We start from the raw sequence: 22,498 nt of genomic DNA, 5'->3' as shown, positions 1-22,498 counted from the left end.
CGTGCCCGCCGCGGTGTGCGCGGTCCGCCACGGCCGGTCGCGGACGTCCGCAGGATCGTGGGAGCGCCGCACTAGGCTCGGGTCCGTGCACCTCAAGACCCTGACGCTGCGCGGCTTCAAGTCGTTCGCGTCCGCGACGACGCTGAGCTTCGAGCCCGGCGTGACGTGCGTCGTCGGGCCGAACGGCTCGGGCAAGTCGAACGTCGTCGACGCGCTCGCGTGGGTGATGGGGGAGCAGGGCGCCAAGACCCTGCGCGGCGGCAAGATGGAGGACGTCATCTTCGCCGGCACCTCCGGCCGGCCCCCGCTCGGGCGCGCCGAGGTGTCCCTGACGATCGACAACACCGACGGCGCCCTGCCGATCGACTACACCGAGGTGACGATCTCCCGCACGCTGTTCCGCAGCGGCGGGTCCGAGTACGCGATCAACGGCAGCGCGTGCCGCCTGCTCGACATCCAGGACCTCCTCTCCGACTCGGGCCTCGGCCGGGAGATGCACGTGATCGTCGGCCAGGGACAGCTCGACGCCGTCCTGCGCGCGACGCCCGAGGACCGCCGCGGCTTCGTCGAGGAGGCCGCGGGCGTCCTCAAGCACCGCAAGCGCAAGGAGAAGGCGCTCCGCAAGCTCGACGCGATGCAGGCCAACCTCACGCGGCTCGCGGACCTCACGACGGAGATCCGGCGCCAGCTCGGCCCGCTGGGGCGGCAGGCGGAGATCGCGCGCAAGGCCGCCACGATCCAGGCCGACCTGCGCGACGCGCGGGCCCGGCTCCTCGCCGACGACCTCGCCCAGCTCACCGCGACGCTCGAGCAGGAGATGGCCGACGAGGCGGCCCTGCGCACGCAGCAGGCGGAGGTCGAGCGCGCGCTCGCGACGGCGCGCGACACGCTCGGCCGGCTCGAGCGCGAGGCTGCGGAGGCCGCGCCCGCCCTCGGGGCCGCGACCGACGTCTGGTTCCGGCTCTCGTCGCTGCGCGAGCGGCTGCGCGGCACGCGCACGCTCGCCGAGGAGCGCGTGCGTCTCCTCGGGCGCCCCGAGGCGGCGCCCCGCGGGCAGGACCCGGACGAGCTCGAGGCGCAGGCCGAGCGCGTGCGCGCGACCGAGGCGGAGCTCGAGGCGGAGGTCGCCCGCGCGCGCGACGCGCTCGCTGCCGCGGTCACCGACCGGGAGGACGCCGAGCAGGCCGCGGGGGAGGCGGAGCGGGCCGTCGCGACGCTGCTGCGCGGTGCCGCGGACCGCCGCGAGGGTCTCGCGCGGCTCGCGGGGCAGGTCGCGGCGCAGCGCACGCGCGTCGAGGCGGCGGAGGCCGAGATCGGGCGGCTGCGCGAGTCGCTCGCGGAGGCCGAGCACCGGGGCACGCAGGCGCGCACCGAGTTCGCGGTGCTCGAGACCCAGGTGGTCGGCGCCGAGGAGGGCGAGGAGGGCCTCGACGCCGAGCACGAGGCCGCGGCGGACGCGGTCGAGCGCACGAGCGCCGCCGTGACCGGCCTGGAGGCGGACGCGACGGCCGCGGACCAGGAGCGCGCGACGTGGAGCGCGCGCATTGAGGCGCTCGAGCTGAGCCTCGACCGCAAGGACGGCGCGGGCGCGCTGCTCGCGGCGGACGGCGTCGGCGTCGTGGGGTCGCTCGCGGCCCTGCTCGGCGTCGAGGCGGGCTACGAGGACGCGGTGGCCGCGGCGCTGGGCCCGGCCGCCGACGCGGTCGCGGTCGAGTCGGTCGACGCCGCGGTCGACGCGCTGCGGTACCTGCGCACGGAGGACGCCGGGCGCGCGGGCCTCGTCGTGGCGACCGCGGAGCCCGGTCCGGGCCCCGCCGCCGTCGACCTGCCCGACGGCGCACGCTGGGCCGTCGACGTCGTCACCGCCGCCGGGGGCGTCGGCGAGGCGGTGCGGTCCCTGCTGGCGGGCGTGGCCGTCGTCGACGACCTGGGCCAGGCGCGCGCGCTCGTGGCGCGGCACCCGGGCGTCGCCGTCGTGACGCGGGGCGGGGACCTCCTGGCGGCGACGCGCGCGTGGGGCGGGTCGGCGTCGGCGCCGAGCGTGCTGCACCTGCAGTCGGCGCTCGACGAGGCGCGCACCGCGCACGCCGACGCGACGGCCCGCGCCGAGCGGGCCCGGTTCGCGCTCGTGGGCGCGCGCGAGGCGGCGCAGGAGGCGCGCGCCCGGTACGAGGACACGCTCGACCGGCTCAACGAGTCCGACGCGCAGCTCGCCGCGGTCGCGGAGCAGCTCGGGCACCTGGGCGCGACCGCGCGCTCGGCCGCCGCGGAGGCCGAGCGGGTGCGCGCGTCGCTGGAGCGGGCGTCCCAGGGTCTCGACGACGCGCGCGAGACGCTCGCCGGGCTCGTCGAGCGGCTCGAGGTCGCGGAGGCGGCGCCGGAGCAGTCCGAGGACGCGGTGGCGGAGGCGAGCGCCGAGCGCGACCGCCTCCTCGCGCGCGCCTCGACCGCGCGCACGGCCGAGACCGAGGCACGGCTCGCCCTGCGCACGAGCGAGGAGCGCTCGCGGGCGGTCGCGGGCCGGGCCCAGTCGCTGGCCCGGGCGGCCGCCGCGGAGCGCGACGCGCGCGAGCGGGCCGCGCGGCGCGAGGCGGCGCGGGTGCGGCAGGCGGGCCGCGCGTCCGCGGTGCGCGACGGCGCGACGCTCGCCCTCGCCGCGATCGACCGGTCGCTGGGCCGGGCGGGCGCGGAGCGGGACGCCGCGGAGGCGGCACGGGCCGAGCGCGACACCGCGGTGACCGCCGCGCGCCGCGAGGTCGACGACCTGGCGGCGCGCCTGCGCGAGCTGACCGACGTCGCGCACCGCGACGAGGTGGCGCGCGCGCAGCAGCAGCTGCGCATCGAGCAGCTCCAGGCGCGCAGCGTCGACGAGCTCGGGCTCGACCCGGCCGTCCTGGTCGAGGAGCTCGGCCCGCACCGCGAGGTGCCCGTCCCCTCCGACGACGGCGAGCAGCGCACGGTCCCGTACGACCGCGCGCAGCAGGAGAAGCGGCTGCGCGCCGCGGAGCGCGACCTGGGCCGCCTCGGCAAGGTGAACCCGCTCGCGCTCGAGGAGTTCGCCGCGCTGGAGGAGCGGCACAAGTTCCTCGCCGACCAGCTGGCCGACCTCAAGAAGTCGCGCGCCGACCTGCTGGAGATCGTCAAGGAGATCGACGAGCGCGTCGAGCGGGTGTTCTCGGACGCGTACCGCGACACCGCCGAGCAGTTCGAGCGCGTGTTCGCGCGCATGTTCCCGGGTGGCGAGGGGCGTCTGGTCCTCACCGACCCGGACGACATGCTGACCACGGGCATCGAGGTCGAGGCCCGTCCCGCGGGGAAGAAGGTCAAGCGCCTGTCCCTGCTGTCCGGCGGCGAGCGCTCGCTCACGGCGGTCGCGCTCCTCGTCGCGATCTTCAAGGCGCGGCCCTCGCCGTTCTACGTCATGGACGAGGTCGAGGCCGCCCTGGACGACGTGAACCTCGGCCGCCTGCTCGAGATCTTCCGCGAGCTCCAGGAGGACTCGCAGCTCATCGTCATCACGCACCAGAAGCGCACCATGGAGATCGCCGACGCGCTCTACGGCGTGACGATGCGCGGCGACGGCGTCACGACGGTCATCAGCCAGCGCATGTCCGAGGCGCGCGAGGAGGTCCCCGCGTAAGCCGCGCGGGGCGGTCCGTCCGCCTCGTCCGGACCTGGGCGGAACCTCCAGGATCGTTGCAATTCCGGGCCTTGTGAAGATGTGGTGCTGATCGGCGAGCCCCGGCGTGGCTGCGGTCGCGACGCGTTCGGGCGCCCGGATACTGGGGGCATGGTCTGGATGTTCGTGTGGCTGGGGCTCACGCTCGGCGTCGCCGCCGTCGTGTTCCTGTTCGCGAGCGTCGTCGCGCGCGCTGAGGCGCAGTCGACCGGTGCGGCGGGTGACCGACGGGACGGCGAGCAGGGCATGCGCGCCTTCTGGCGCGACTTCCGCTCGGGGCTGCGGCGGCGTCGCCGCCGCGGTGACAACCCGGGCCAGCACGTCGCGACCGTGCGCATGCCGCGGCCGGTGGACACGAGCATCGACGACTTCTTCACGGCCACGCAGGTGTCGTCCAACGCGTACGTCGACGCCGAGGAGCTCACCGACGTCCTGCACCGCGCGCGCGAGCGCGTGCGCCCGCTGCACCCGGGGGAGCGCCCTCCCGAGGCGTGAGCACCGCGCCGGTCTGAGAGACTTCCGGGGTGAACGACCTCCTCCCGCTCTGGATCGTCCTCGGCGTCCTCCTGGTCGTCGGCCTCGTCACCGCCGGGACCGTGTCGGCCCGTCGCCGCGGTCGCCGCGACCGCGTCGAACCTCCGCCCTCGGCCCCTGCCGCGCCCCCCGCGACCGCGCCGGACGCCGTGGAGGCGCCGCCCGGCACGGCGACCGTGGAGGCACCGCCGGAGCCCGACGTCGCCGCCCCGCCCGCGCTCGAGCGCCCGGAGCCGGTCGGTGGTCGGCTCGTCCGGCTGCGCGAGCGCCTCGCGCGCTCCGGGTCGCCGCTCGGCGCCCGCCTGCTGTCCGTCCTCTCGCGGGACCACCTCACCGAGGACGACTGGGACGAGCTCGAGGAGACCCTCCTCCTCGCGGACGTCGGCGCCGGGCCGGCCGGCGAGCTCATCGACGCGCTGCGCACCAAGGTCCGCGTCCTCGGGGTGCGCGACGCCGCGAGCGTGCGCGACCTCCTGCGCACCGAGCTCGTCGCGCTCGTCGACCCGACGCTCGACCGCTCGCTCGCGACGTCCCCGCGCACCGCCGAGGACGGGTCCACGGTGCCCGCCGTCGTGCTGGTCGTGGGCGTGAACGGCACCGGCAAGACGACGACCGTCGGCAAGCTCGCGCGCGTGCTCGTCGCCGAGGACCGCAGCGTCGTGCTGGGCGCGGCGGACACGTTCCGCGCCGCGGCCGCCGACCAGCTCGAGACCTGGGGCTCGCGCGTCGGGGTCCCGACCGTGCGGTCCGACCGCGACGGCGCCGACCCGGCGGCGGTCGCGTTCGACGCGGTGCGCCGCGGCCGCACCGAGGGCGCGGACGTCGTGCTCGTCGACACCGCCGGGCGCCTGCAGAACAAGCAGGGCCTCATGGACGAGCTGGGCAAGATCCGGCGCGTCATCACCAAGGAGGCCCCGCTGTCGGAGGTGCTCCTCGTGCTCGACGCGACGACGGGGCAGAACGGCCTCAACCAGGCACGCGTCTTCGGCGAGGTCGCGGGCGTCACGGGCATCGTCCTGACGAAGCTCGACGGCACCGCGCGCGGCGGCATCGTCGTCGCGGTCCAGCGCGAGCTGGGCGTGCCCGTCAAGCTCGTCGGCCTGGGGGAGGGGCCCGACGACCTCGCCCCGTTCGACCCCGAGCAGTTCGTCGACGGGCTCCTCGGCGCCTGAGGCACGGGCGCGGCCGGGTGCGACGCCCGGCCGCAGTGCCCGGCAGGGTGCCCGGCCGGGTGCCGGTCCGGGTCGCCCGGCGGGTCACGGTCGTGTCACGGCGCGATCACGGCCCGGTCGCGGCGCCGGGCTCCGGGCGCCCGCGCGGTGCGGCGAAACCGAACGTTTACGTCCGGGCCGCCCTTGTCACGCCGGCGTAACGCGGCGACACCGCCGGGGAAACCCGCCCGCACCACCGTAGTCCCCGACCGGCCGCCCGGCCGGCGAGGGGAGATGATCCGATGGAGTGGGACACCGGGGCGACCGCGTGGATGCTGACCTCAGCATCCCTCGTGCTCCTGATGACGCCCGGACTGGCGTTCTTCTACGGCGGCATGGTCCGCGCCAAGTCCGTGCTGAACATGATGATGATGTCCTTCGGCGCGATGGCCGTCGTGGGCGTCGTCTACGTGCTGTGGGGCTGGTCGATGTCCTACGGCGAGGCCGGGACGGGTGGCCTGTTCGCCAACCCGTTCGCGCAGTTCGGTCTCTCGGGGGCGATCACGGACGCCGACGGCAGCGCCGTCGCGAGCACGCTCGGCAACTACCCGAACGTGGTCGACATCGCGTTCCAGGTGACGTTCGCGATCATCACGGTCGCGCTCATCTCGGGTGCGCTCGCCGACCGCGTCAAGTTCGGCACGTGGCTGGCGTTCACGGCGATCTGGGTCACGGTCACGTACTTCCCGCTCGCCCACATGGTGTGGGGCGGCGGCTTCCTCTCGGCCAACGAGAACGGTCTCGCCGCGAAGGTGTTCGGGGTGACCGACGGCGCCGCCACGGTCGCGCCGATCGACTTCGCGGGCGGCACCGTCGTCCACATCAACGCCGGTGTCGCGGCGCTCGTGCTCGCGCTCCTCATCGGCAAGCGCAAGGGCTTCGGCACCGAGCCGATGCGCCCGCACAACCTGCCGTTCGTCATGCTGGGCGCGGCCCTGCTGTGGTTCGGCTGGTTCGGCTTCAACGCGGGCTCCGCGTTCGGCGCGAACGAGACGGCCGGCCTCGCCTGGATCAACACCACGAGCGCCACGGCGGCCGGCATCATCGGCTGGCTCGTCACGGAGAAGATCCGCGACGGTCACGCCACGTCGCTCGGTGCCGCGTCCGGCGTCGTCGCGGGCCTCGTGGCGATCACGCCCGCCGCCGGCGCGCTCAACCCGGTCACGTCGATCGTCCTGGGCCTCGTCGCCGGCGCGCTCTCCGCGCTCGCGGTGGGCCTGAAGTACCGCTTCGGCTACGACGACTCGCTCGACGTCGTCGGGGTCCACCTCGTCTCCGGCCTCTGGGGTACCGTCGCGATCGGCTTCCTCGCGACCGACACGGGCCTCTTCTTCGGGGGCGGCGCGCAGCAGCTCGTCGTCCAGGTGCTCATCGCGCTGGTCGCGATCGTCTTCACCGCGATCACGACGACGGTCATCGGCCTGATCCTCAAGGTCACGATGGGCTGGCGCGTGAGCGAGGACGCGGAGGTCGGCGGCATCGACCTCGCGGTCCACGGCGAGACGGCGTACGAGTCCATCCAGCAGGGCAGCGTCATCAGGGAGGTGCGGGCATGAAGCTCGTCACGGGAATCATCCAGCCGCACCGGCTCGACGACGTGAAGTCGGCGCTCGAGGCCGCGGGCGTGCGGGGCATGACGGTCAGCGAGGCCAGCGGGTACGGCCGCCAGAAGGGCCACACCGAGGTCTACCGCGGCGCCGAGTACACGGTGGACCTGGTCCCCAAGGTCCGCATCGAGGTCCTCGTCGACGACGCCGACGCCACCGCGGTCACCGAGGTGATCGTCAAGGCGGCGCAGACCGGCAAGATCGGCGACGGCAAGGTCTGGACGGTGACCGTGGACGACGTCGCCCGGGTGCGCACGGGCGAGCACGGCCCCGGCGCCCTGTGAGGAGACGGACCCTCGGATGACCCACCACGCCGACACCCCGACCACGGGCGGGGTCGCAGGGGGATCGGCGGGGCGCCCGGCAGGGCCGGGAGAGCACGGCACGCAGGTCCCGCACCCCGACGGGGTGCGGGACCTGCGTGCGCGGATGCTCGACGTCGCACGGTCCATGAGCGGACCGGGCCGCAGCGGGGTCGCGCGCCGCGCCGCCGTCGTCGACCTGGTCACCTCCTCGCTCGCGGGCCTCTGGCTCGACGCGACCGACGGCGTCGCGCCCGAGGGGCTCGCGCTCGCCGCGGTCGGCAGCCTCGGGCGGGGCGACATGGGCCCCGCGAGCGACCTCGACCTCGTCCTCGTCCACGACGGCCGCACCCACACCGCCGACGACGTCGCGCGCGTCGCCGAGCGGCTCTGGTACCCGCTGTGGGACGCGGGCGTCGACCTCGACCACGCGGTGCGCTCCCTCTCGCAGTGCCGCCAGGTGGCGTCGAAGGACGTCCCCGCCGCCGTCGGGTGGCTCGACGTGCGGGCGGTCGCGGGGGACGCGCTCGTCGTGCACCGCGCCTCGTCCGCGGTGCTCACCGACTGGCGCTCCGCGTCGCGCCGCCGCCTGCCCGACCTGCTCTGCTCGACGCGCGAGCGCGCCGAGCGGTCCGGCGAGCTCGCCTACCTCATCGAGCCCGACCTCAAGGAGTCGCGCGGCGGCATCCGGGACGCGGTCGTGCTCTCGGCGCTCGCGGCGACGTGGCTCACCGACCGCCCGCACGGGTCGGTCGACCGCGCGCACGCCCACCTGCTCGACGTCCGCGACACGCTCCAGGTCGTCACGGGCCGGCACACGAGCCGCCTCCTGCTCGCCGACCTCGACGAGGTCGCCGCGCTGTCCGGGTACGACGACCCCGACGAGCTCCTCGCGAGCCTCGCCGCGGCGGGCCGGGAGATCTCCTACGCGCTCGACACCACGGTCCGCCGGGCCCGCCAGGCGCTCCAGCGGCCGTCGGTCGCCCGGCGCCCGGTGCTCGTGCGGGGACGCCGCGCGGCGCCACGGCTGCGGCCGGTCGGCGACGGCCTCGTCGAGCACGACGGCGAGCTCGTGCTCGCCGTGGACGCCCACCCCGAGTCCGACCCGCTCCTGTCGTTGCGCGCCGCGGCGACCGCGGCGCGCACGGGCCTGACGCTCTCGCCCGTGTCCGTCGCCAGCCTCGCGCGCTGCCCCGCCCTGCCGGAGCCGTGGCCGCGCGCCGCGCGGGCCGCGTTCCTCGCCCTGCTCGGGTCCGGCCAGGCGCAGGTCGCGGTGTGGGAGGCGCTCGACCTCGCGGGCGTCGTCACGACGTGGATCCCCGAGTGGGCGGGCGTGCGCAACCGGCCGCAGCGCGCGGCCGTGCACCGGCACACCGTCGACCGGCACCTCGTCGAGGTCGTGGCGCGCGCCGCGCGCGCCCGCAAGGAGGTCGAGCGCAGCGACCTGCTGCTGCTCTCCGCGGTGCTGCACGACATCGGCAAGCGGGCCGGCGCCACCGACCACTCCGTCGAGGGCGCACGGCTCGTGCCCGCGATCCTCGGCCGCATGGGCTTCGAGCCGGACGTCGTGGCCGACGTCGAGCGCCTCGTGCGCCACCACCTCACCCTCTCGCGCCTCGCCGTGAGCGAGGACCCCGACGACCCGGCGACGGTCGCGGAGCTCGCGGACGCCGTCGACCACCGCGCCGACCTGCTCGTGGTGCTCCGCGCGCTCACGGAGGCGGACGCGTCGTCGCTCGGCCCGAGCGCGTGGACGGCGTGGCGCGCGCGCCTCGTGGACGACCTCGTGGGCGAGACGCTCCGTGCGCTGGGCGCCGTGCCGGGGGGACCGGGCGCCGCCGGGTAGGCTGGACCCTCGCGGACGGCCCGTCCCGTGCCCGCTCCACGTCTGCCGGGGAGCGAGGACGACGGAGGGCCGACGCGCACGAGACTTCCGACGACTGGTGAGGATGACGCGGTGTTCAACACGCTGTCGGACCGACTGACTTCGACCTTCAAGAACCTGCGTGCGAAGGGCCGGCTGTCCGAGGCGGACATCGACGCGACGATCCGGGAGATCCGGCGTGCGCTGCTCGACGCCGACGTCGCGGTGCCCGTCGTGCGCGAGTTCAGCGCGACCGTGCGCGAGCGCGCGCTCTCGGCCGAGGTCTCGGGGGCGCTCAACCCGGCGCAGCAGGTCGTCAAGATCGTCAACGAGGAGCTCGTCGGCATCCTCGGCGGCGAGAGCCGCGGGCTGCGCTTCTCCAAGACGCCCCCGACCGTCATCATGCTCGCGGGCCTCCAGGGCGCGGGCAAGACGACGCTCGCGGGCAAGCTCGCGCTGCACCTGCGCGAGCAGGGGCACACGCCGCTCCTCGTCGCCGCCGACCTGCAGCGCCCGAACGCCGTCACCCAGCTCTCGGTCGTCGCCGAGCGGGCCGGCGTCCCCGTGTTCGCGCCGCACCCCGGCAACCAGAGCGGCGTCGAGGTCGACGACGTGATCGGCGACCCGGTCGCCGTCGCACGCGAGGGCGTCGAGACGGCGCGGCAGCGCCAGCACGACGTCGTCATCGTCGACACCGCGGGCCGCCTCGGCCTGGACGCCGTCCTCATGCAGCAGGCGTCGGACATCCGCGACGCCGTGCAGCCCGACGAGGTCCTGTTCGTCATCGACGCGATGATCGGTCAGGACGCCGTCGCGACCGCGAAGGCCTTCGAGGAGGGTGTCGACTTCACGGGCGTCGTGCTCACGAAGCTCGACGGCGACGCGCGCGGCGGTGCCGCGCTCTCGGTCCGCGGGGTCACCGGTCGCCCGATCCTCTTCGCGTCCACGGGCGAGAAGCTCACCGACTTCGAGGCGTTCCACCCGGACCGCATGGCGTCGCGCATCCTCGACATGGGTGACGTCCTCACGCTCATCGAGCAGGCCGAGAAGGCGTTCGACGCCGAGCAGGCCGCGAAGATGGCCGAGAAGGTCGCCACGGGGCAGGACTTCACGCTCGCGGACTTCCTGGTGCAGATGCAGCAGATGAAGAACATGGGCTCGATGAAGAAGATGCTCGGCATGCTGCCGGGCATGGGCCAGATGCGCGAGGCCATCGAGAACTTCGACGAGCGCGAGGTCGACCGCATCGAGGCCATCATCCGGTCGATGACGCCCGCGGAGCGGGACAACCCGAAGATCATCAACGGCTCGCGGCGCGCGCGCATCGCCCGCGGCTCCGGCGTGACGACGAGCGACGTGAACCAGCTCCTCGAGCGCTTCGCGGGCGCGCAGAAGATGATGCGGCAGATGAGCCGTGGCGGCGGCATGCCGGGGATGCCGGGGATGGGCAGCCTCCCGGGCATGGGCGGCAAGAAGGCGCGGGGCCGCCAGGCGCCGCAGCGCAAGGTCAAGGGCAAGTCGGGCAACCCGGCGAAGCGGGCCGCGCAGGAGCGCGCGGCCGCCGCGCGCGCGGCGGGCGAGCTCACCGGTCCCGCGGCGCCGTCGGGCTCCGCGTTCGGCGTGCGGGGCACGGACGCGCCGTCCTCCCCGACGCCGGACGACCTCCAGCTCCCGCCCGGCTTCGAGAAGCTGCTCGGCGGCCGCTGAGCAGCGGCCGTCCCGGACGGCCGTCCTCGAGCCCGGGTGCGACCCGCAGCCGCCCGGGCGCTAGGTTATGTCCGTGGCACCGCCCGGTGCCGCACCGCGCCCCCGACCGGGCCGTCTCCCCGTCCCGTCCGTCCTCACCCAGGAGCCGCATGTCCGCGCTGGAAGGCCCCACGCTGCACGTCCGCGGCCACGTCATCGTCGGCGACGACCGCGAGGTGGGCGACCTGTGGGTCAAGGACGGGCGGATCAGCCTCACCCGGCCGTCGGCGCAGGGCACCAACATGGTCGAGCTCGAGGGCTGGGCCCTGCCGGGCCTCGTCGACGTGCACTGCCACGTCGGGCTGGGCGCCCAGGGCGCCGTCGACGCGACGACCGCGCAGGAGCAGGCGCTGACGGACCGGGACAGCGGGGTGCTCCTGGTGCGCGACGCCGGCTCCCCGCTCGACACGCGGTGGGTGCACGGCCGTCGCGACCTGCCGCGCCTCGTGCGGGCGGGGCGCCACCTCGCCCGGCCCAAGCGCTACCTGCGCCACTACGGGCTCGAGCTCGACGACGTCGCCCAGCTCCCCGAGGCCGTGCGCCGCGAGGCGCGCCAGGGCGACGGGTGGGTCAAGATCGTGGGGGACTGGATCGACCGTGACCTCGGTGCCCAGGGCGACCTGCGGCCGCTGTGGCCCGACGACGTCCTCGCCGAGGCGGTCGCGGCCGCGCACGCCGAGGCCGCCCGTGTGACCGTTCACGCGTTCTCCGACGAGGTGATCCCGTCGCTCCTCGCCGCGGGCGTCGACGGCATCGAGCACGGGACGGGGATCCACCCCGACCTCATGTACGAGATCTCCGAGCGCGGCGTCGCGGTCACCCCGACGCTGCTCCAGATCGGGCAGTTCGAGAACATCGCGCGCCAGGCGGACGCCCGGTACCCGGTGTTCGCGGCGCGCATGCGGCGCCTGCACGAGCGCCGGTACGAGCAGGCCCGGGCGCTGTACGAGTCCGGCATCCAGATCCTCGTCGGAACGGACGCGGGCGGGACGATCGGGCACGGCCGCCTCGCCGACGAGTGCGCCGAGCTCGTCGCCGCGGGCATCCCCGACGCCGCCGTCGTCGCGGCCGCGAGCTGGCAGGGTCGCGAGTACCTCGGCTACACGTCGCTCGTCGAGGGCGCGTCGGCCGACTTCGTCGTCTACCCGCAGGACCCGCGCCAGGACGTCGGGGTCCTGCGCGCCCCGACCGCCGTCGTGCTGCGCGGCGAGATCGTGGCGCCTGCGGGCTGACCGCGCGGCGAGAGGTCAGCGGGCGGGGATCGGTACCGGGTCGCCCGTCGTCCCCGCGGCGGTGGACTTGACGTAGCGCACCGTGGGCCCGAGCCGGTCGACCGTGCGGGCGAGCGGGGCGGCGAGGTTCCGGAAGAGGGCCGGCACGAGGACGACGCTGGCGCCGCGTGCCGTGACCAGCTCGACGTCGCCGTCCTCGTCGACCCCGGCGAGGAGGACCTCCTGGTGGCGGATCGTGTAGGTCGCGCCGGGGTCGGTCAGGACGAACCGGTCCTCGAGGAGCCGGACGCTGGATCCCCGGGCGGGCGAGAAGAACCGTGCCTTGTGGCGGGAGCCCCCGCGGCGCGGGACCGGCGACGTGTCGTCGAGGAGCGACACCGCGCCGAGGCGGTCCTTCGCCAGCCGCGCCAGCGCCTCGTCGTGCGGGACGTGCCCCGCGGGGAAGCAGACGAGGAGGGTGCTGCGGAGCTCCGTGAGCACGGCGGCGACGGCCTGGCCGGACACCTCGGGCAGCCGGGCGCTCACCTCGGCCGGCGAGGAGGCCGTGAATCCGCGCAGCTCGTAGGACGCCGCGAGGTCGAGCCACCAGGCGTGGGAGGCCACGAGGTCGAGCTCGTTCGCGAGCACGGCCCGGGCGCGCTCCAGCTCGTCGGGACCTGGCCCGGAGACCGCGAGACGTTCGAGGACGTCCAGGGTGGCCACGAGGACGTCGCACACCCGCTCGGGTCCGGGGTCGGCCGCGACCGTCAGGACCTCGCGCGCGTCGTCGACCTGGACCGCCATCGACTGGACCGTGTAGACGTCTCCCTGAGCCGTCCGCAGCGTCGCGTTGAGGGCCTCGGTGAGCACGGCGGTCGCGAGGATGCGGGTGGCGTCGTCGTGCTCCGTCGAGCACTCGCCGGACAGCACGAGCTCGTCGCTGCTGTGCTCGGCCCACGAGGGGCCCGGGAGCACCGACGGAGGGTGCGGGAGCCGGGCGACCGGCGGCCCCGAGGGAAGGTCCAGGCGCAGGCCCGCCGGCAGGGGGGCGGTGCTCACGAGCACGGCGTTGTCCCGGTGGAACCACCGTGCGGCGGCCTCCCGCACCTCGTCGATCGTCCAGTCCATGAGCCGCGTGTGCGAGAGCGCGGCGACCCCGGTGCCGGAGGGTCCGTAGCGGACCGTGAACGCGTCGTGCGCCGCGTACAGGCTCTCGCGCCCGACCTCGGCGAGCACGGTCCGCCGTTCGAGGTCGACCTCCTCCGGCGTCACCGTGCTGAGCTCTCGGACCGCGCGGCACACGCGGTCGACGAAGTCGACGAGCTGGTCAGGCCGGCCGGTCGCGTAGAACGAGGTGGAACGCAGGGTCGACTCCGCGTTGTGGGGGATGTCGACGCGACCCACGCGGCGCATGACGAGGTGCTCCACGAGGTGGGTGATGCCCACCGTCCGGGGGTCCATGTCCTGGAGGCCGACCCCGAAGAGGAGGGTCACGGTCGGGTCCGTGGCGAGGTCCGCCCAGAGGACGGGGACACCGTCGACGACGGTACGGTGGTACGGGCGCTGCGGTGCGCCGTGGGGCTCGGCCATGCGGTTCCTTCTGACGGTCCGGGACCGGCCCCGGCGCCCCGCGGCGGTGGCCACGTGAGGCGGGACTCTACACCGTGGTCGGACGTGCGGGAGCGGGCGATGTTGGTCAGCGCCCGGAGGGTCTGGCACAATGTCCCGGTACTCGGCGTGCCCCGGCCCCTCTCTCCGGCGCGTGCCGTGTCCTGAACCCCTTCCTCGTCCTGTCCCCACGGGACGATCGCGGGTTCGCCCGAAACAGAACCAGGAGAGACCACCACTGTGGCCGTCAAGATTCGTCTGAAGCGTCTCGGCAAGATCCGTGCGCCGTACTACCGTGTCGTCGTCGCCGACTCGCGCACCAAGCGCGACGGTCGTGTGATCGAGGAGATCGGCAAGTACCACCCCACCGAGGAGCCCTCGTTCATCGAGATCACCTCGGACCGCGCCCAGTACTGGCTCGGCGTCGGCGCGCAGCCGACGGAGCAGGTGCTCGCGCTCCTCAAGGTCACCGGCGACTGGCAGAAGTTCAAGGGCCTGCCCGGCGCCGAGGGCACGCTCAAGGTCAAGGGCGAGAAGGTCGACCCGACCGCCGCTATCGAGGCCGCCGCCGCGGACGCCGAGAAGGTCAAGGCCAAGGCTGCCGAGAAGAAGACCGAGGCTCCGGCCGAGGAGACCGCCGACGCGGCCGACGAGGCCGCTGCCGACGAGCAGGCCTGATGATCGCCGAGGCCCTCGAGCACCTCGTGCGCGGCATCGTGGACAACCCGGACGACGTCCGCGTGGCCACGAAGACGCTGCGTCGCGGTGACCTGCTCGAGGTCCGGGTGCACCCGGAGGACCTCGGCCGCGTCATCGGTCGCGGCGGGCGCACCGCCCGTGCCCTGCGCACGGTCATCGGCGCGCTCGCGACCGACGGGCCGGTCCGTGTCGACGTCGTGGACGTCGACCGCCGCTGAGGCCCGCACGACGACGCCCCGCGAGGGGCGACGGGCAAGGCCCGGCCCGCCACCGGCGGGCCGGGCCTTCCTGCGTCCGTCGCCGGAGGACCGGCGCGCACCGTCCCATCCAGCACCACACGAGGAGTCACGACGATGGAGCTGACCGTCGCGCGCGTCGGCAAGGCGCACGGGCTGCGGGGCGAGGTCGCCCTCGACCTGCGCACCGACGACCCCGAGGAACGCCTCGCGGTGGGCGAGCGTCTGGAGACGCGGCCCGCCGACGCCGGCCCCCTGACCGTCGCCACCGTGCGCGTCCACCAGGGCCGCTGGCTCGTCGGGTTCGAGGGCGTGCGCGACCGCACGGGCGCCGAGGCGCTGCGCGGCGTCGAGCTCGTCGTCGAGGCCGAGGCGTCCGACGAGGAGGACGCGTGGTACCCGCACGAGCTCGCCGGGCTGCGCGCCGAGGGCACGGACGGTCGCGTGCTGGGCCGCGTCGAGGGCCTCGAGCACCTGCCCGCGCACGACGTCCTCGTGCTGCGCGAGCCGGACGGCGCCCGCACGCTCGTGCCCTTCGTCCGGCAGATCGTGCCGGTCGTCGACGTGGCCGGCGGCCGGGTCGTGCTCGACCCGCCCGGCGGGCTGCTCGCGTCGGACGCGGAGCACCTGGAGGTCGCGGCGCCGAGCGCCGGCGACGCGGCGGCCGAGCCCGGGTCGCAGGACGCCTCCGCCGACGGCGAGGCCTGACGTGCGGATCGACGTCGTCACGATCTTCCCCGACTACCTCGCCGCGCTCGACCTGTCGCTCGTCGGCAAGGCTCGCACGGCCGGGATCCTCGACCTGCGCGTCCACGACCTGCGCGACTGGACGACGGACCGGCACCGCACGGTCGACGACACGCCGTTCGGCGGCGGCGCGGGCATGGTCATGCGCCCCGACGTGTGGGGGCGGGCGATCGACGACGTGTCCGGCCTGTCGACCGACGCGGTCGCGGGAGAGGCGAGCGCGGTGCACCTGGTCGTGCCGACGCCGTCGGGCGCGACCTTCACCCAGCGCACCGCCGAGGAGCTCGCGACGGAGGAGCACCTCGTCGTCGCCTGCGGACGCTACGAGGGCATCGACGCGCGCGTGGCGGAGCACTACCGTGCCGCCGGGATGCGCGTCAGCGAGCTCTCGATCGGCGACTACGTGCTCAACGGCGGCGAGGTCGCGGCGCTCGTGATGATCGAGGCTGTCGGGCGCCTGCTGCCGGGCGTCGTGGGCAACCCGGAGTCGCTCGTCGAGGAGTCGCACGGGGCCGCGGGGCTCCTGGAGTACCCGGTCTACACGAAGCCGCCCGTGTGGGGCGACCTCGAGGTGCCCGACGTCCTGCTGTCCGGGCACCACGCCCGGATCCGGCGCTGGCGCCGGGACCAGGCCCTGCGTCGTACCGCCCGCCGCCGCCCGGACATGGTGCGCGCGCTCGACGTCGCCGCCCTCGACCGGCACGACCTGGAGGTCCTCGCGGGGGCCGGCTGGGGCGTCGTCGACGGCCACCTGGAGCGCACCGAGCCTGCCGACGGCTGAGCGGGGACCCTCCCGGCGCGCGCCCGTGACCCGCGAGGGCTGCCGCCGGGGTCGACGGGTGTGGCAGAATGGTCGATCGGTGTGTGCCGCCCCGGACCTCTGCCACAGGGGAGCCCGCGCCCGATCCTCGGGCGGACTGGCACGACGGACCCGACGACCGTGAGGTCGACGACCGTCCACGCGCAGCACGGCACACCCCACCGATACGACGACGGCCCGGTCTGCCCGGGCCACGAGCACGCGTCCGACCTGTGGCGGGCGAGGAGAAGCACCATGCACACGCTGGACAGCGTCGACGCAGCATCGCTGCGCAGCGACGTCCCGGAGTTCCGCCCCGGTGACACGCTCAAGGTCAACGTCAAGGTCGTCGAGGGCACCCGCTCCCGCGTCCAGGCGTTCCAGGGTGTCGTCATCGCCCGTCAGGGCAGCGGCGTCCGCGAGACGTTCACGGTCCGCAAGATCAGCTTCGGCGTGGGTGTCGAGCGCACGTTCCCCGTGCACTCGCCGTCCATCGAGTCCGTCGAGGTCGTGACGCGCGGTGACGTGCGTCGCGCCAAGCTGTACTACCTGCGCGCGCTGCGCGGCAAGAAGGCGAAGATCAAGGAGAAGCGCGAGACCGCGCCCAACCGCTGATCGGCTGTCGGCGACACCGCCGCTCCGCTCGTTCCGACGGCGGCCGTCCCTCCCGGGGCGGCCGCCGTCGGCGTACCCGGGGCCGCTGTCCGCGGGCCGGTTCCGTTTCCCGGATCGCCTCCCGAGGTGGCATTGTGAACGCGTGACCGACAGCGCCCCGCCCCGCGGCCCGCACCCCGACGCCGGCACCGAGCGCGCGGCGCTCGGCCCCGAGGACGACGGGCGCCCCCCGCACGGCCAGCACCTCGCGGCCGAAGGGGACGAGGTCGCCCCGCGCGAGCGCCCGCGCAGGTCGTCGCTGCTGCGCGAGACCGCGATCATCGTGGTCAGCGCGCTCGTGCTGTCCCTGCTCATCAAGACGTTCCTCGTCCAGGCGTTCTTCATCCCGAGCGCCTCGATGGAGGACACGCTCGTCGAAGGCGACCGCGTGATGGTGTCCCGTCTCGTGCCCGGCGCGTTCGACGTGCACCGGGGCGACATCGTCGTGTTCAAGGACCCGGGCGGCTGGCTGCCGCCGCAGGAGCCCCAGGACGAGAGCCCGGTGTCCGAGGCGGTCCGTGCGGCGCTGACGTTCGTCGGCCTCTTGCCGCAGGACACGGGGGAGCACCTCATCAAGCGCGTCATCGGCGTGCCGGGCGACCACGTCGTGTGCTGCGACGCGGAGGGCCGCGTGAGCGTCAACGACGTGCCGATCGACGAGACGTACATCAAGCCGGGGTCGATCCCCAGCCAGGACGCGTTCGACCGCACGGTCCCCGCCGACATGCTGTTCGTCATGGGCGACAACCGGCAGAACTCCGCGGACTCTCGCTACAACCAGGGCAAGCCCGGAGGCGGGTTCGTGCCGATGAGCAACGTCGTGGGGACGGCGTTCGTCAAGGTGTGGCCGCTGTCGCACGTCGGTATGCTGCGCAACCCCGGCGACGTGTTCGCCGACGTCCCCGAGGTGGAGCCGTGACGCTCGACGCCGTCGCGCGTCCGGAGCCCGCGCGGGCACCGGCGCGCCGGGCACCCGCGCGTCGCCGGCCCGACCTGCGCCAGGAGCGCGCCATGCTGCGCGACGGCGCCCGCCTCGTCGCCGGGATGGACGAGGTCGGTCGCGGCGCGCTCGCCGGGCCGGTGTCGGTCGGGGTCGTGGTCGTCGACCTCGCGACGAAGCCGTGCCCGCCCGGGCTCACGGACTCCAAGCTCCTCACCGCGGCGGCGCGCGAGGCGCTCGTGCCCCTCGCGCGCTCGTGGTGCGTCGCGTGGGCGGTGGGCCACGCCGGCCCGGCCGAGATCGACGCGCACGGGATCGTGGGCGCGCTGCGGCTCGCAGGCCGCCGTGCGCTCGCCCAGGTGCGCCGGACGGTCGGCGACGTCGACGCGGTCCTGCTCGACGGCAAGCACGACTGGCTGAGCCGCCCCTCGGCGGTGGACCTCTTCGAGGCGTTCGACCTGGACCCGCACGACGACGTCCGTCTCGTCGACCCGCGCGTGCGCACGCTCGTCAAGGCGGACCTGCAGTGCGCGTCGGTCGCCGCCGCGAGCGTGCTCGCGAAGACGGAGCGCGACGGCCTCATGACGAGCCTGGCGCGCCAGTACCCCGCCTTCGGGTGGGACCAGAACAAGGGCTACGGGGCGGCGGCGCACGTCGAGGCCCTGCGAGAGCACGGCCCGACGCCGCAGCACCGGCGGTCCTGGCGCCTGCCCGAGCGCGGTGACGAGGGCATCGGCGTCCCGGCGTACGGCGACCCGGTCGACGTGCTCGAGCTCGACCCCGAGGCCGGGCTGCCGACGAGCTGACCGGGGTCCTCCGTCCGGTCCGGCGGCCGCCGATGGTCCATGATGGAGCCGTGAGCGCCGAAGACCTGGAGAACTACGAGACCGAGATGGAGCTCGCGCTGTACCGCGAGTACCGCGACGTGGTGGGCCTGTTCTCGTACGTCGTGGAGACCGAACGCCGCTTCTACCTGGCGAACCAGGTCGACCTCCAGGTGCGTTCCGCCGCCGGTGAGGTCTACTTCGAGCTGCGGCTCGCCGACGCGTGGGTCTGGGACGTGTACCGCTCCGCGCGGTTCGTGAAGTCGGTGCGCGTCGTGACGTTCAAGGACGTCAACGTCGAGGAGCTCGCGAAGGCCGAGCTCCAGCTCTGACGCCCTTCGTGGCCGTGCACAGGACCGCTGCCTGACGGCGGTCCCACAGGCCGCCCGGCGCCCCTGGCGCCGCTCCCGCGCCGTGCCCCACGGTGGGCCGCGGAGGTGAGCCCATGGGAGCGAACGACGCCGTCGGGCGGTACGGGGAGAGGGTGGCCGCGGCCCACCTGGTCGAGGCGGGCTGGACGCTCCTCGACCGCAACTGGCGCGGGACGCGCGGCGAGCTCGACGTCGTCGCGCTCGACGGCGACGTGCTCGTGGCCGTCGAGGTCAAGACCCGGCGCGGCACGGGGTTCGGGCACCCGGCGCAGGCCGTCACGCCCGCGAAGCTCAGCCGTCTCCGCCGGCTCACGGGGGAGTGGCTCGCGACGCACGACGTCCGCGCCCGGTCGGTCCGCATCGACGTCGTCGCGGTCCTCGTGGCGCGCGCCGGTGCGGCTCGGGTCGAGCATCTCGTCGGGGTGAGCGCCTGATGGGGCTCGGGACCACGCGCGCCGTCGCGCTCGTCGGGCTCTCCGGTCACGTCGTCGAGGTGCAGGCCCACCTCGCGGCGTCCGTCCCCGGCTTCGTCCTCGTCGGGCTGCCGGACACCGCGCTCAGCGAGTCGCGCGACCGTGTGCGCGCGGCCGTGACGTCGTCGGGCATCGCGTGGCCCCAGCGCAAGGTCACGATCAACCTCTCGCCGGCGGCGCTGCCCAAGTCCGGGACGGGTTTCGACGTCGCGATCGCCGTCGCGCTGCTCGCCGGTGCCCAGGTGCTGCCCGCGGGCGCGGCGGACGGCGTCGTGCACCTCGGCGAGCTGGGCCTCGACGGTCGGCTCCAGCCCGTGCGCGGCGTCCTGCCCGCCGTGGCGGCCGCGGTCGCGGCAGGGTTCCCGGACGTCGTGGTGCCGGCGGCCGACGTGGCGGAGGCGCGCCTCGTGCCCGGGGCCCGGGTGGTCGGGGCGGCGAGCCTCGCGGACGTCGCGCGGCTCCACGGCGCGTCGCTCGAGGGCGCTGACGAGGCGGCCGCGCCGGTCGTGGTCCCGCGCCCCGTCGTGCCCGTGGCCCGCCCCGGGGACCTCGCGGAGGTCGTCGGGCAGGACGAGGCGCGGCACGCGCTCGAGGTGGCCGCCGCGGGCGGCCACCACCTGCTCCTCGTCGGGGCTCCGGGCGCGGGCAAGACGATGCTCGCCTCACGGCTCCCCGGGATCCTGCCGGACCTCACGGAGAGCGAGGCGGTCGAGGTCACCGCCGTCCACTCCGTGGCCGGGGTGTTCGACCCGGGCGCGGGACTGGTCCGCCGCCCGCCCTACGAGGACCCGCACCACACCGCGACGCCCGCCGCCATCGTCGGCGGGGGCAGCGGCCTGCCCCGGCCCGGGGCCGCGTCGCGGGCGCACCGGGGCGTGCTCTTCCTCGACGAGGCGCCCGAGTTCGGCGCGCGCGTGCTCCAGACGCTGCGCCAGCCGCTCGAGCACGGCGAGCTCGTCATCCACCGGGCGGGCGGGACGGCGCGCTACCCCGCCCGGTTCCAGCTCGTGCTCGCCGCCAACCCGTGCCCGTGCGGCCAGGGCGTCGGCAAGGGGCTCGAGTGCTCGTGCTCGTCGGTGGCGCAGCGACGGTACTTCGGTCGGCTCTCCGGCCCGCTCCTCGACCGGGTGGACGTGCAGGTCGAGGTCCGGCCGGTGACGCGGGTCGAGCGCGCGAGGGCCGCCGCCCCGGAGCCGAGCGCGGTCGTTGCGGCCCGGGTCGCCGCGGCCCGGGAGGCGGCCGCGTCCCGGCTCGCCGGCACGCCGTGGCGCACGAACGGCGAGGTGCCCGGCACGTGGCTGCGCGAGCGGCTCGGCCCCGACGCGGGCCTCCTGGCCGACGTGGACCGTGCGCTCGACCGCGGCACGCTCAGCCTGCGCGGCGCGGACCGCGTCCTGCGCCTCGCCTGGACCGTCGCCGACCTCGCCGGGCGCGCCGCGCCCACGAGGGCGGACGTCGGGACCGGGCTCGCGCTGCGCACGCGGGGCTACCGTGCCTGAGCGCGGGTCCGGGGACGGGCGCCCCGTGTTCGACGTCCTCGACGAACGCCTCGCGCGCGCGGCGTGGTCGCGCATCGCGGAACCGGGGGACCAGGTCGCGGTCGCGCTCGTCGACCAGCTCGGCGCCGGTCCGGCGCTCGAGTGGCTCCACGAGGCGGCGCGTGACCCGGCCGGTGCGCGCCGCGCGCTGGTCCGTCTCGCCGACGACGGCGCGCCGGGCGGTGCCTCTCCGGCACAGGAAGGGCCGACGGGCGTCCCCGTGGTCGGTCCTGCTCCCGGCGCCCGCGAGGACGCGCCCGACCCGGCGGCACGGTCGGCCGGCCGGCGCGCGGCCGAGCGCGACGCGGTGGGACGGGGGACCGACGCACGCGTGACGGACCACGACCCGCGCGCCCGGTCGGTGGCGCGGCTCCTGCGGGCCGTCGGGCGCTGGGCTCCCCGCCTCGACGGGCTGGACCCGCGCCGTGAGCTGCGCGTGCTCGAGCGCCTCGGCGGCACGCTCGTCGTGCCGGGCGACGACCGGTGGCCGTCCGGCCTCGACGACCTCGGGCCCGTCCGCCCGCTCGCGCTGTGGGTGCGGGGGAGCGCAGCGGTGCAGGACCTCGCGGCGCGCTCGGTCGCGGTGGTCGGCGCCCGCGCCTGCACCGACTACGGCCGCCGCGTGACGGGCGAGATCGCAGCGGGCCTCGCGGCGCGAGGGTTCACCGTCGTGTCCGGAGGCGCGTACGGGATCGACGCGGCGGCGCACCGCGCGGCGATCCTCTCGGGTGGACCGACGGTCGCGTTCCTCGCGGGGGGCGTGGACCGGTTCTACCCGGCCGGGAACGTCGAGCTGCTCCGCTCGGTCGTCGAGTCGGGCGGCGCGGTCGTCTCGGAGGTCCCGCCCGGCTCCGTCCCGAGCCGGGTGCGGTTCCTGCTGCGCAACCGGCTCATCGCGGCGTTCGCGCGGGCGACGGTCGTCGTCGAGGCGGCCTGGCGCTCGGGCTCGCTGAGCACGGCGTCGCGCGCCGCGGAGCTCTCCCGGCCGGTCGGTGCCGTGCCGGGCCCCGTGACGTCGATGGCGTCGACCGGGTGCCACCGGCTGCTGCGCGACGGCGTGGCGGTGTGCGTCACCGACGCGGACGAGGTCGTCGAGCTCGCGGGCGACCTCGCGCGGGACGCGGCGCCCGCCGCGCCGGCCGCGACCTCGTGGCGAGCACCCCACGACGCCCTGTACGACGACCTGGACCCCGTCGAGACGCGCACGTGGGACGCGCTCCCGCTGCGTGCGGGAGCCTCGACCGAGGCGATGGCCCGCGCCGCAGGTCTTGCCGTGGCGGACGTGGTCGGTGCGCTCGGGAGGCTCGAGGCCCGAGGGCTCGCCGAGCGGGCGCCCGTCGGCTGGCGGCGCGTGCGTGAGCCCTAAGTCGGGAGCGGTGCGGGATGTGCTGAGCATGCATGAGTCATGAGTCATGAGTCATGAGCCGTGCGAGGTGTGCTGAGCCCTGAGCGGCG

20 protein-coding genes are annotated in these 22,498 nt (G+C 75.5%); 19 read left to right on the top strand and 1 reads right to left on the bottom strand.

Going from position 1 to position 22,498, the window contains the following annotated elements:
- Positions 1-85: 85 nt before the first annotated feature.
- From smc to RDI86_RS00890, 8 genes are all read left to right on the top strand, one after another.
- Positions 86-3,640 carry a chromosome segregation protein SMC gene (smc, locus tag RDI86_RS00925; protein ID WP_308820417.1) on the top strand — a complete coding sequence of 1,185 codons (3,555 nt, stop codon included), beginning with the start codon at positions 86-88 and terminating at the stop codon, positions 3,638-3,640.
- A 150-nt stretch (positions 3,641-3,790) separates the two neighbouring features.
- Positions 3,791-4,174, top strand: coding sequence for a hypothetical protein (locus RDI86_RS00920; protein WP_055725692.1), 384 nt, complete (start codon positions 3,791-3,793; stop codon positions 4,172-4,174).
- A 29-nt stretch (positions 4,175-4,203) separates the two neighbouring features.
- Complete coding sequence (gene ftsY / locus RDI86_RS00915; RefSeq protein WP_251177004.1) at positions 4,204-5,385, top strand: signal recognition particle-docking protein FtsY; 1,182 nt, start codon at positions 4,204-4,206, stop codon at positions 5,383-5,385.
- A gap of 281 nt (positions 5,386-5,666) precedes the next feature.
- Positions 5,667-6,980 (top strand): ammonium transporter, encoded by a 1,314-nt coding sequence (locus RDI86_RS00910; protein WP_021483029.1) that lies wholly within the window; start codon positions 5,667-5,669, stop codon positions 6,978-6,980.
- Complete coding sequence (locus tag RDI86_RS00905) at positions 6,977-7,315, top strand: P-II family nitrogen regulator (protein WP_021483028.1); 339 nt, start codon at positions 6,977-6,979, stop codon at positions 7,313-7,315. Before RDI86_RS00910 ends, RDI86_RS00905 begins: the two co-directional genes overlap by 4 nt.
- Positions 7,316-7,331: 16 nt before the next feature.
- Positions 7,332-9,179, top strand: a complete 1,848-nt coding sequence (locus tag RDI86_RS00900; RefSeq protein WP_308820416.1) for a [protein-PII] uridylyltransferase — start codon at positions 7,332-7,334, stop codon at positions 9,177-9,179.
- Between the two features lie 111 nt (positions 9,180-9,290).
- Positions 9,291-10,904, top strand: a complete 1,614-nt coding sequence (ffh, locus tag RDI86_RS00895) for a signal recognition particle protein (RefSeq protein ID WP_308820415.1) — start codon at positions 9,291-9,293, stop codon at positions 10,902-10,904.
- Positions 10,905-11,053: 149 nt separating this feature from the next.
- Positions 11,054-12,175 (top strand): amidohydrolase family protein, encoded by a 1,122-nt coding sequence (locus RDI86_RS00890; protein WP_061268926.1) that lies wholly within the window; start codon positions 11,054-11,056, stop codon positions 12,173-12,175.
- A 15-nt stretch (positions 12,176-12,190) separates the two neighbouring features.
- On the opposite strand, the gene RDI86_RS00885 is transcribed toward RDI86_RS00890, so the two are convergent.
- A complete protein-coding gene (locus RDI86_RS00885) occupies positions 12,191-13,744 on the bottom strand; it encodes a hypothetical protein (RefSeq protein ID WP_308820414.1) in 1,554 nt (517 codons plus the stop codon).
- A gap of 258 nt (positions 13,745-14,002) precedes the next feature.
- Between RDI86_RS00885 and rpsP the strand changes: the two genes are divergently transcribed.
- The 11 genes from rpsP to dprA all read left to right on the top strand — a co-directional run bounded on the left by rpsP (position 14,003) and on the right by dprA (position 22,409).
- Positions 14,003-14,440: a 30S ribosomal protein S16 gene (gene rpsP / locus RDI86_RS00880; protein ID WP_021482888.1), complete on the top strand. Its 438-nt coding sequence runs from the start codon at positions 14,003-14,005 to the stop codon at positions 14,438-14,440.
- Positions 14,440-14,679 carry an RNA-binding protein gene (locus RDI86_RS00875; protein ID WP_061268928.1) on the top strand — a complete coding sequence of 80 codons (240 nt, stop codon included), beginning with the start codon at positions 14,440-14,442 and terminating at the stop codon, positions 14,677-14,679. Before rpsP ends, RDI86_RS00875 begins: the two co-directional genes overlap by 1 nt.
- Before the next feature lie 135 nt (positions 14,680-14,814).
- Entirely contained in the window at positions 14,815-15,405 is a 591-nt protein-coding gene (gene rimM / locus RDI86_RS00870; protein WP_076406437.1) for a ribosome maturation factor RimM, read from the top strand.
- Between the two features lies 1 nt (position 15,406).
- Positions 15,407-16,225: a tRNA (guanosine(37)-N1)-methyltransferase TrmD gene (gene trmD / locus RDI86_RS00865; RefSeq protein WP_076406439.1), complete on the top strand. Its 819-nt coding sequence runs from the start codon at positions 15,407-15,409 to the stop codon at positions 16,223-16,225.
- 273 nt (positions 16,226-16,498) lie between these two features.
- Positions 16,499-16,858 carry a 50S ribosomal protein L19 gene (gene rplS / locus RDI86_RS00860; RefSeq protein WP_021483307.1) on the top strand — a complete coding sequence of 120 codons (360 nt, stop codon included), beginning with the start codon at positions 16,499-16,501 and terminating at the stop codon, positions 16,856-16,858.
- Between the two features lie 142 nt (positions 16,859-17,000).
- Positions 17,001-17,816 (top strand): signal peptidase I, encoded by an 816-nt coding sequence (gene lepB / locus RDI86_RS00855; protein WP_240696740.1) that lies wholly within the window; start codon positions 17,001-17,003, stop codon positions 17,814-17,816.
- Positions 17,813-18,643 (top strand): ribonuclease HII, encoded by an 831-nt coding sequence (locus tag RDI86_RS00850; RefSeq protein ID WP_369824901.1) that lies wholly within the window; start codon positions 17,813-17,815, stop codon positions 18,641-18,643. The genes lepB and RDI86_RS00850 overlap by 4 nt, the downstream gene beginning before the upstream one ends.
- Positions 18,644-18,693: 50 nt before the next feature.
- The gene (locus RDI86_RS00845) at positions 18,694-18,993 is read left to right on the top strand and encodes a DUF2469 domain-containing protein (RefSeq protein ID WP_024840525.1); all 300 of its coding nucleotides are present in this window, start codon (positions 18,694-18,696) and stop codon (positions 18,991-18,993) included.
- A gap of 113 nt (positions 18,994-19,106) precedes the next feature.
- Entirely contained in the window at positions 19,107-19,466 is a 360-nt protein-coding gene (locus RDI86_RS00840; protein WP_308820412.1) for a YraN family protein, read from the top strand.
- On the top strand, positions 19,466-21,004 hold the full coding sequence (locus RDI86_RS00835; protein ID WP_308820411.1) for a YifB family Mg chelatase-like AAA ATPase: 1,539 nt from the start codon (positions 19,466-19,468) through the stop codon (positions 21,002-21,004). The genes RDI86_RS00840 and RDI86_RS00835 overlap by 1 nt, the downstream gene beginning before the upstream one ends.
- A 25-nt stretch (positions 21,005-21,029) precedes the next feature.
- Complete coding sequence (dprA, locus tag RDI86_RS00830; protein WP_308820410.1) at positions 21,030-22,409, top strand: DNA-processing protein DprA; 1,380 nt, start codon at positions 21,030-21,032, stop codon at positions 22,407-22,409.
- The last annotated feature ends 89 nt before the right edge of the window (positions 22,410-22,498 follow it).

Source organism: Cellulosimicrobium sp. XJ-DQ-B-000 (genome assembly GCF_031119065.1).
GTDB classification, from domain to species: domain Bacteria; phylum Actinomycetota; class Actinomycetes; order Actinomycetales; family Cellulomonadaceae; genus Cellulosimicrobium; species Cellulosimicrobium funkei.
The sequence above is the reverse complement of the archived record's forward strand: the minus strand, read 5'-3'. Positions and strand labels throughout refer to the sequence as shown.